General features: G+C 40.1%; 6 protein-coding genes, 2 pseudogenes and 1 other annotated feature. Of the genes and pseudogenes, 2 read left to right on the top strand and 6 right to left on the bottom strand.

All coding sequences use genetic code 11. The features are described 5' to 3' along the window. Window positions 1-50 precede the first annotated feature (50 nt). Window positions 51-1,270, top strand: a protein-coding gene (locus L650_RS0110165; protein ID WP_223230517.1) for an IS3 family transposase whose coding sequence is annotated in 2 segments (ribosomal slippage) — window positions 51-339 and window positions 339-1,270 — 1,221 coding nt in all. Because the reading frame shifts where the segments join, the coding sequence is not laid out codon by codon here. Further along, window positions 329-445: a sequence feature (AL1L pseudoknot), on the top strand. It overlaps the preceding gene by 117 nt. Here L650_RS0110165 and L650_RS0110160 read toward each other — a convergent pair. The 5 genes and pseudogenes from L650_RS0110160 to L650_RS0110140 all read right to left on the bottom strand — a co-directional run. Then, window positions 1,234-1,605: a hypothetical protein gene (locus tag L650_RS0110160; protein ID WP_223230564.1), complete on the bottom strand. Its 372-nt coding sequence runs from the start codon at window positions 1,603-1,605 to the stop codon at window positions 1,234-1,236. The genes L650_RS0110165 and L650_RS0110160 overlap by 37 nt on opposite strands. Beyond that, on the bottom strand, window positions 1,602-2,639 hold the full coding sequence (locus L650_RS0110155) for a hypothetical protein (RefSeq protein ID WP_008109625.1): 1,038 nt from the start codon (window positions 2,637-2,639) through the stop codon (window positions 1,602-1,604). The genes L650_RS0110160 and L650_RS0110155 overlap by 4 nt, the downstream gene beginning before the upstream one ends. Window positions 2,640-2,846: 207 nt before the next feature. Further along, the gene (locus tag L650_RS0110150) at window positions 2,847-3,209 is read right to left on the bottom strand and encodes a hypothetical protein (protein WP_029773034.1); all 363 of its coding nucleotides are present in this window, start codon (window positions 3,207-3,209) and stop codon (window positions 2,847-2,849) included. Between the two features lie 192 nt (window positions 3,210-3,401). Next, entirely contained in the window at window positions 3,402-4,784 is a 1,383-nt protein-coding gene (locus L650_RS0110145) for a PhoH family protein (RefSeq protein WP_029773033.1), read from the bottom strand. A gap of 257 nt (window positions 4,785-5,041) precedes the next feature. Then, window positions 5,042-5,905: pseudogene (locus tag L650_RS0110140) on the bottom strand (PIN domain-containing protein); the annotation flags it as partial. 306 nt (window positions 5,906-6,211) lie between these two features. Here L650_RS0110140 and rapA point away from each other — a divergent pair. Further along, a pseudogene (gene rapA, locus L650_RS0110135) lies at window positions 6,212-9,107 on the top strand (RNA polymerase-associated protein RapA). Between the two features lie 88 nt (window positions 9,108-9,195). Here rapA and L650_RS23740 read toward each other — a convergent pair. After that, window positions 9,196-10,413 (bottom strand): IS3 family transposase gene (locus tag L650_RS23740; RefSeq protein WP_128081048.1). Its coding sequence is split into 2 segments (ribosomal slippage), with 1,219 coding nucleotides annotated over them: window positions 9,196-10,079 and window positions 10,079-10,413; the frame shifts between segments, so codons are not numbered across the junction. This gene is flagged as partial in the annotation.

Here is a 10,413-nt window from a genome sequence, read left to right as displayed (position 1 = left end):
TGAATCGCCCCGTGTTTGCCAGAGACTCAATAACTTGAGAAACTGGAACTATGAAAAAATCAAATCGCTATACATCAGAATTTCGTGAACGTGCAATTAGGCTTGTTACCACACAACAGCATGAATACCCTTCTCTTTGGGCTGCGCTAGTATCGATTTCAGATAAACTGGGATGTACCCCAGAAACACTTAGAGCATGGGTCAAGAAATCTCAAGCTCAACCGTCTAAACCCTCTTCTAATACGCAATCAACTGAAGAACGCCTTGCCGTCTTAGAGCGCGAGAATAAAGAGCTCAAGCGAACGAATGATATCCTGAGGCAAGCTGCCGCTTTTTTCGCCCAAGCGGAGCTCGACCGCAAACAGAAGTAATAGTGGATTTTATTGATGCTTGCAGAGAGCATTACGGTGTCGAGTCAATTTGCAAGGAATTGCCGATTGCACCATCAACGTATTATTCTCATAAACAGATACAAAGAGAGCCTGAGCGACTGTCTAACCGCAAAAAGCGTGATGCTGAGCTGATAATACTCATTCGCGAAGTGTGGGAGGATAATATGTCAGTTTATGGTGCAAGAAAAATATGGAAGCAGCTACAGCTTGACGACCATCAAGTCGCCCGCTGTACAGTCGAACGATTGATGCGAGTTATGGGAATTCAAGGTGTTCGTCGGGGTAAAGCACATAAGACAACGATACCTGACGAGCAACAAGATAAGCCACTTGATTTAGTTAATCGTCAATTTACTGCTGAGCAGCCAAATCAACTTTGGGTAGCTGACATCACCTATGTTGCCACATGGAGTGGGTTTGTTTATGTCGCTTTCGTGATAGATGTTTTTTCACGATACATTGTAGGTTGGCGTGTATCAACGACAATGCACACAGAGCTTATTCTTGATGCGTTAGAGCAAGCTATTTGGCATCGTGGCAACCCCGAAGGGTTAATTCACCACAGCGACAGAGGCAGCCAATATTTGTCTATACGATACACTGAGCGACTTGCTGAAGCTGGAATTCAAGCGTCTGTAGGCAGTGTGGGTGACTCTTATGACAATGCATTGGCTGAAACAATAAATGGATTATTTAAAACAGAGATTATTCGCAGAAATGGCCCGTGGAAGAATGTTGATGCTGTTGAATACGCAACGTTAGAGTGGGTCAATTGGTTTAATAATCAACGCTTATTATCTTCAATTGGGTATATTTCACCAGCTCAATATGAAACAGACTACTATGATAATTTAAACGAGTCAGGTAAAGTGGCCTGACTTAAACAAACTGGTCTCCGATGAACTCGGGGCGATTCATCTCGCAGCTCTAATAACTCATTAGGAGAATACATACACTCATGCATTAAATTAAACTCAAATGCATTTACATCAAACTCTTTAGATTCAGCATCTAAGATATAAAAGTCAACACCAAAGCACTTACTTTCTAGACCATTGATTTCCAAAACCTTTATCGTGAATAAAGCATCTCCTTCTTTACCATTTTCATTTTCGTCAGCAAATGTGCCGTAAAGCACCCGTTCAACTTTTTCCTCTGTATCAGATTGAATTGAGATAAGTTTTGCGTTGGTTAGTTTTACTCTAGGTCTCATGCTTGAACTCCTTTCATATCTTCTACAGAAAAAGGACGAAAAAAACTTAGATATTTAACCCCATCAACTTTAAGCAAATTGTTGTCAGCATCAAAATGTGACAGAACACTAGATTGATACAACGAAATGTATTTTTCATAATCGATTGTGTTAAAAAAGTTGGTATCAACGCGCCTCGCATAAAAAACAAGATCTTGCTGTTCGATACGAACAATGAACTTCTGATCGCCATCTAGATTTTTGACTCGTAGACATAAATCAGGTTTGTGCCAATCAGATACAAAGGAAGGAATCAATGGGAAGCCATATACCAAATAGCGCATACCTTCGATTTTGAAGGTTGTTGGATTGAACTGAGCCTTATTTACTTTGCCGCTACTGAATAATTCAAGTGTCAACACCAGCCAGTGCACATGCTTAGAAAATGTATTTCCTTCAGAAATACAGCCTTCAAACTCACCATTATGGTTTACATGATTGATGTACATGTATTTTCTAATGTCATCCAAGGAAAGCTTTTCAAACGGAAACTTGCAAGCGATTAGCCTGAAATAACAACCATGAACTTTTAAATCTGCATATTGAACTATCAACGGATCATCAAAGGCATCAAAGTATGGTCGCCACTCTAAGCGGAAGTCTGCACCTGTATTTACAATAAACTTGGCATTTTCAGGCAACCCTAAAACTTGGTATATCACTGAAACTAACTCTAATGTTTCGATATCTACCAGCATCAGGCTTTCAATACGGTTTGCCATTGACTCAATTTCTTTATGAAGCGATTCAATAATTTCTTGATCATCGTATTCGTTGATCATTAAATATTTCAGGGAATCGTGCTTTAGAATTGAGTCCAGCTTTTTCTTTTCAAATACTTCAGAGAGATATTTATGGGTATCAGAAAAATAAGGGCAGTTATAAACACCTCTAGCCCACAGGCCTTGGGCGTAAAGATCAGGAAACTCTAATAACTCAGCAAACTCTTTTGCTTGTTTATTGAGCTTATTCTTTAATTGATAAAGTGAGATCATTTAGTTCTCCAAACAACTTTCCAATAAACAATGGCCTACCAACACATTGCTTTATTTATTGTTCAAATAACCAAATTTTTACGGATGCTCCGCTTCACTGTTCACGTTTTTCAAGGCGAAAAACATGTGTAGGCGTAGGCTGTCCGTTCAGCCTTCATATTATAATATCGCCAAAAAACAAAATGACAACTTACGTATTTGTACAACTTAGGTAGATATTTTGAGTTTGAACTCTGAAAAGCTAAGCCCAAACAGGGATACGACCATCTCTTCATTTATATTGGAGCCGGGAAATTTTTTTTCAAAATTTCCAATAATGCTATCTAGGTGGCTAGCTAATATTTTTACTAAAAATATTTCCGAGTTTGGTGAGAGTGCAGACAGTGCTATCAATGGGTTGTCAAAGGATTCAGCTTTTATTTTTACTAGTAAATCGCTGTAACTGTCACTGCCGTAAAGACAAATAGCTAGGGCTTCTTGGGCTTGTCCAAGGGGAATAGTTAATAATTTAGATAATCGTTTTGCCTGCCTTTTTATATTTACTAGCAGGTCTTCTTTATTAAAAGACATCAATACACCAAAAAACGGCAACGCTAGGCCACGCACCTATGTCACTCAGTTTTTGTGAATATTTAATCTTTTAGTTCAGAGTAAATCCATTTCGTCCTGTTTTCGTGGGAACGGGCTTCTCTGAAAAGCCACTGCAAAAAGCAGTGGCTATTGTCGCAATATTATAAGGAAATGTGAATGGTAGTTTGATGCCTACATATTCTTTTCAGTGAATTCAGCCAAGCTACTACGCTCTACTTCATCAAAAATTAGCACTGATCCTTTTTCATAATGACGATACACATTAACAGCCGCACTTGCACCAGAAGAAGCAGGTGTTACAAACTTATCATCAATCTGGGCTAAGTTGCCCAACACGATTGTGCGACAATTTTTGCCACCACGACTAAGCATTCCTTTAATTTGAGCACGGGTCATATTTTGTGCTTCATCAATAATTAAAACAGCATCATCAATTGACCTGCCTCGAAAATAAGCCATAGAAGTAAACTCTATATTGGCACGCTCTATGACATGCTCAACAGTTGCACTAATATTACCTTCATTGTTATCACCTGAATGCATTGATATAAGCGCATCTGTTATACCTGCTAATAACGGCATTGATTTCTCTGTCAGGTCACCGGGTAAAAACCCCGGATCATCGTCCATAAAGTCTCTGGAGCGCACCACAACGATTTTTTTGTACTTTTTTAACTCCAATACTTGATGCAGCGCCGAAGCAACTGCTAAAAAAGTTTTTCCGGAGCCAGCAGGGCCAAGGATGATATTTAAGTCATAATATGGATCTGTTAATTGGCTTAAAGCTACTGCCTGACGCTGATTTTTAGGCAAAATGCCCCATACTTTTTCTTGTTTACGAGGCAATAACTTTGTGAATACCTCAGTATCTGTTACTTCTGAAATTCGCCCAATGTGTCCAGCTTCATCGTACCAATACATGTTTGGCTGAACTTCATCATTAAATAGACTTATTGGGAAAGTATAAACTTCTCCTGAAACCTTGAAGTCTTTGTCTGATTTAATTCGATCAAAAAGATCTCCTTTAAAGGCTTGTACCCCTGTGTATAAAAGATCAATATCTGATATTTGATTATCTACGGCAACGTCTTCTGCCATGACCCCTACGGTTCGAGCTTTCAAGCGCATATTAATGTCACGGCTAACAATTATTACGTCTTTATCTAAGTCCTTCTGAAGATACAGTGCATAGTTAATTATTCTATTGTCAGCGTCACTTCCAATACCGTGCTTTAACTCTTTAGCCATATCGAGCTGGGTATCAATTCCAATAAACAGTTTTCCTCGTTTAGCTGTTTCAGTAGAAGGCAGTGGAATACCAGCTTCCATCTCTTCTGCACTGTGCCCATTTATTATATCTTCAAGCATACGAATACATACACGAGCATCAGCACTAACCGATTTGTTAGTTCTTTCTTTTAAGTTATCTAATTCTTCTAGAACTGTTAGACAGATGTATACGTCTTCACTGTACGCAAGAAGTGACTTTGGATCATGAACTAGTGCCGATGTATCCAATACTCTTGGGTTTTTGTTTTCACTTGGATTATTCATTTTAGTTCTCCTTTGAGAACGATTTTCATTAATTAGCATTTTAGATTTACCTTAGCTTTATTATTTTTGTTTGTGCCTCTTGCAGGTTAAATCCGTTATTTATATTTATTGATGAATGGTTCTATTCTTTAAGTCACACTTAATGACATGTTAGAGAGATTAGATCTTAGCCTGTTATAAATACTCAATTTATTCAGTAAGAATAAGGTCTGTAGATAGGTCTGCACAAATATTGAAAAAAAGCTTGCAGTAATACCTGTTTTACCACACCCCGCTGGGCCGGTTAAAATAACCAGCTCAATACTAGGGTCAAGCAAGGCGTCGAGTGCCATACCTTGGTAAATATTTTTAGGTTTTACGCCCCACGCTTGCTGGTGCATTAAACGCTCAACACTAATATCTTTTAATTTAATACGCTCGTTATCGTAAGATTTGACCCGCGCAGCAAAGTGCTCGCTGCCATCAAGTATGTACTCATTGCAAAACACATCTGGAATTAAGTTTTTAGCCACATAATGAAACGTATCACGGCCGTGCTGCTGTGTTTCGCATTGCCCTACGTGCTGCCAAAAATCGCCCTCTATTTTTTTATAGCCGCTAGTTAATAAAGCAATATCATCAATTAGTTGGTCGGTACGGTAATCTTCAACATATTTAAGGCCTGCACCTTTTGCTTTAAGGCGCATGTTTATATCTTTTGTCACCAATACAATTTTTGAATCGCTGTGCTGTTTTTGTAAATACACGGCGCAGTTAATAATACGGTGGTCGTTTTCATCCCCCGGTAAACCAGAAATAGAATCTGCAAAAAGATGATCATTAACAATAATGAGCGTACCGGTGGAATTGGCATTTGCCTTTTTATTGCTAGGCAGTGCAACACCCTGCAACATTTGCTCTGGAGTTGCGTCTTTTAGTACCTCATCTAAGCCGCGAATAGCCACTCGTGCATCACGGCTTACGTCGTGTTTTCTATCTTTAATGTGGTCAAGCTCTTCTAAAACAGTCATGGGAATGACAACGTTATGTTCTTGGAAAGACAAATAAGCGAGGGGTTCGTGGAGTAATACATTGGTGTCTAGCACATACATTTTACTTTCAAGGTTCGAAGCTTTTTCCATAGCACTTTCCTTACGTTTTATGATTTTTATGCTATACCAAAATAACTAAGTAAAACGGGCCTAAATTCAAACCTGCAATACTTAATTGCTAAGGCATAATCTAAGTTTAGTCTATTTGTCATAAAAGTCCGTTTTATTACAAACACGATATAGTTTTTATTTACCTAAAAAAGAGCCATTTGTTAGCACTGTTAATGGGATTAATTCGCACTTATAAAATTAATTAAAAGTGAGTCAAATAGCGCCTTGCAGTGGTGTTATGTAACAGGTAACATAGCCGCCTTTTTCTTCATAGACGAGACATACATGAATTTTTCCTTAGGTCAGCGTTGGATCAGTGATACAGAGTCAGATTTAGGATTAGGCACCGTAGTTGCCATTGAAGGCCGCCAGGTCAGCATTTTATTTCCTGCCAGTGGTGAAAACCGTGTTTATTCTAGTGCAGAAGCACCGGTTACCCGTGTGGCATTTAATCCAGGTGATGTGATCAAAAGCGTTGAAGAATGGGAATTAGAAGTAGAGTCTATTGAAGTGCAAGGTGAACTACTTTGCTACGTAGGTACTCGCGTTGATACCGGCGAAGAAGCAAAGCTAAAAGAAACCTTTTTAGATCATTTTATTAAGTTTAATAAACCGCAAGATCGTTTATTTGCAGGCCAAGTAGATCGCTTTGATCGCTACACCTTACGTTACCAAACATGGCAACACCAATTTGAGCGCCAGCAATCGCCTATTAAAGGCTTAATTGGCCAGCGCGCTAACCTTATTCCGCATCAGCTTTATATTGCACAAGAAGTAGGTAAACGTTTTGCCCCACGGGTACTGCTCTCAGATGAAGTAGGCCTTGGTAAAACCATCGAAGCCGGCATGATTTTACACCAACAAATCATTAGTGGCCGTGCTAGCCGTGTACTTATTGTGGTGCCAGAAAACCTGCAGCACCAATGGTTAGTAGAAATGCTACGCCGCTTTAATTTACGTTTTTCTATTTTTGATGAAGAGCGCTGCGACGAAGCCTTTGCAGACTCGCCAAACGTATTTGATACCGAGCAGCTAGTGCTTACCAGCCTTGAGTTTTTAACCAAGAAAAAACGCTGGTTTGAACAAGCAACACTTGCTGATTGGGATTTATTAGTTGTTGATGAAGCGCACCATCTAAGCATTAACAATGGTAAGCCGAGCACCGAATATCAGCGCATGGCTGAGCTTAGCCAAGATATTCCGGGTCTTATTCTATTAACAGCAACGCCTGATCAACTTGGTCACCGTAGCCACTTTGCCCGCTTACAATTGCTCGACCCAGATAGATTTTACGACTACGACGTATTCAAAGAAGAAGAAGCAAACTACAAAGACGTTGCCGAAGCGGCAAATCAGCTACTGCAAGCACAAGCCCTTGATGATACAGCCAAAGCCACACTCATTGAGCTATTAAAAGAAACCGATATTACTGATGTGCTTGAACAAGCTCAGCAAGGTGATTTACCGGCGCGTAAAGAAATACTTAACATGCTGCTTGATCGCCACGGCACAGGTCGTATTTTGTTTAGAAACAGCCGCAGCGGAATTGATGGCTACCCNTAGCCGTAAATTACATGCTTACCCAATGGCACTACCAAAGCAATATAAAACAGCAATGTCGGTACTTGGCAGCATGAGCGGTATACAAAGTGCAGAGCTAAGCGCACAACGCGCTCTGTTTCCAGAGAAAATCTTTCAAGAGTTTGAAGGTGAAAGTGCCAGCTGGGGCGCATTTGATCCGCGTGTAGATTGGTTAATCGAAACACTTAAAACCCTAAAGCACGAAAAAGTACTGCTTATTTGTGCCAAAGCCGAAACCGCTATTAGCCTTGAGCAAATTTTGCGTGAGCGTGAAGCAATAAAAGCATCTGTGTTCCACGAGGGCATGTCGATTATAGAGCGCGACCGCGCAGCAGCCTTTTTTGCCGATGAATACGACAATGCACAAATACTGCTGTGTTCAGAGATTGGCTCAGAAGGACGTAACTTCCAGTTCTCGCATCACTTAGTGTTATTTGATTTACCACTAAACCCTGACTTACTTGAACAGCGTATCGGCCGATTAGACCGTATTGGGCAAACAAAAGATGTTAATATTCATGTGCCGTATTTTGAAAATACAGCGCAAGAAGTATTACTGCGTTGGTACAACGAAGGCCTTGATGCATTTGAAAGCACATCAACCACTGGCCAGCTATTGTATAAAGAATTTAGTGAAGACCTACTTGATTACATTGCTGCCCATAATTGTGATGAAGAAGAGCTCGACCCTCTACTTGAGCAAGTAGCCAAGCAAAATGCCGTGCTACGCAAACAAATGGAAAGTGGCCGTGACCGTTTATTAGAGCTGCATTCATCTGGCCAAGGCGCTGCCGATTCATTGGTTGAACAAATTGAAGCACTTGATAACCAATTTGAGTTACCAAGTTACATGATCAACGTATTCGACACATTTGGAGTAAGCCAAGAAGACAAAGGCGAAAACACCATTATTTTAAAGCCAACAGAGCATATGCTAAGTGCATCGTTCCCAAGCTTAAAAGAAGATGGCATGACGGTTACCTTTGACCGCGATACCGCCCTTTCGCAAGAAGACGTACATTTTATTAGCTGGGATCATCCTATGGTGCAAGGCACAATGGACATGATTTGTGATGATGACTTTGGTAGTGCCTCTGTTGCTTTACTTAAAAACAAAAAATTACCACCAGGTACCTTTTTTGTTGAGCTAATATTTGTAGCCGAAGCTATGGCACCAAAAGCCCTGCAAGTAGGTCGCTTTTTACCGCCAACGCCTATTCGCATATTACTTGATAAAGCCAGTAATAACCTCGGCGAAAACGTGGCGTTTGATAGCTTTAACCAACAGCTTTCAGCCGTTGGTCGTCAAACTGCAAGTAAATTAGCAGGCGCTTTACAAGGTGCGGTTCACCCAATGATCAACACCGCAAAAGACATGGCTCAGCAACAGCTTGAGGTTATACGCAGTGCGTCACTTGAAAAAATGCAAAGCACCTTAGGTGAAGAACAAGCTCGCCTTGAAGCGCTTAAGCAAATTAACCCTAATATTCGCCAAGAAGAAATTACCTTCTTCGATAAGCAGCGCAGCGAGCTGACAACGCATATAGAAAAAGCCCAGTTAAAACTTGATGCGATACGCTTAATCGTAGTTTCACACTAAAGGTTTTTGAGCGTTTAGTTTATAGCTATCTGCCGTTAGTTAGCTCAAGATTTAACTAAATGTCCCGTCCTGAAATAGGTTGACGGTTTTAATGAAAGACTTGGTGCGAAAGCGCCAGGTCTTTTTTATGCACTTGATTTGGTGTTTTCATATCCAAACTTAAGTGCGGTCGCATTTCATTGTATATAAATATCGATTCTTCAACGAGCTGTTTTAACTCTGCCATATTGCGACATTTATACAGTAAAAACTCTTGCTTTAATATCCCGTTAATACGCTCTGCTAATGCGTTTTGATAACAGTCATACCCATCGGTCATCGATGGTCTAATGCCCTCTTTTAATAGCGCATTTTGATATACTTCAGAGCAATATTGTAAACCTCTATCTGAATGATGAATGGCATCACGTTTATATACGCGTTGCTTAATTGTCATTTCTAATGCTCTGACTACATCGGTTGCTTTCATTTCATCACTCAGCTCATAACCCATTATTTTTCGACTGTAAGCATCAGTGACTAACGATAGGTAATGCACGCCTTGCGCTGACTTTACGTATGTAATGTCACTAACGAAGACTTCCTCGGCCGCAGTAGGCATGTATTCCTTTAGTAAATTGGGATGCTTGCGCATCCAATGGTTACTGTTTGTTGTTTTAGTGTAATTTTTCTTTGGTTTTACAAGAAAGTCATGCTCTCTCAAATAATCAAAAAAACAATCACGACCTAGTTTAATGCCACGCTCTTGCAGGTCTGGCTTTATCATCAGATAAAGTTTCTTCCCACCAATACGAGGCATGAATTGCCGCCAGTACATCACTAATTCTTTGACTGGCTCCAATTCTTTATTCCGAGCATCTATTCTGCGCATAGCTTGATAGTAACCTTGTCGCGTTACGCCATATGCACGGCATAACGGAGTAAGCTTTATTTGATGGTTTTCTTTTGCGCGCGTGATAGCTCGGATATGTACTTTTTTCGCAAGCCCGCTCCATATTCTTCATCCATAATATTAATCATTTCATCTTTGATTAAATCCTTTAGGCGTAACTCTTCTATCTCGCGCTCTAAACGTTTAATTTTTTGTGCTGGGGTTTCTTTCGATTTAGGCATGTTGGCTATATAAGTTGGTTTAGACCAATCTAATTTACCATGTTTTCGCAGCCATACCAGAACGGTACTGCGGCCTTGAATACCGTAATGACTTTGCGCTTGTTTATAGGTGAAGTCGCCTTTTTCTACTTGCTCAACAATAGATAATTTAAAGCCTAATGTATAATCTCGCTGAGTACGCTTAACGTCTTTA

Source organism: Pseudoalteromonas sp. TB51 (genome assembly GCF_000498055.1).
GTDB classification, from domain to species: Bacteria; Pseudomonadota; Gammaproteobacteria; order Enterobacterales; family Alteromonadaceae; genus Pseudoalteromonas; species Pseudoalteromonas atlantica.
Note: the sequence above shows the minus strand (reverse complement) of the source record. Positions and strands in the feature narration are given on the sequence as shown.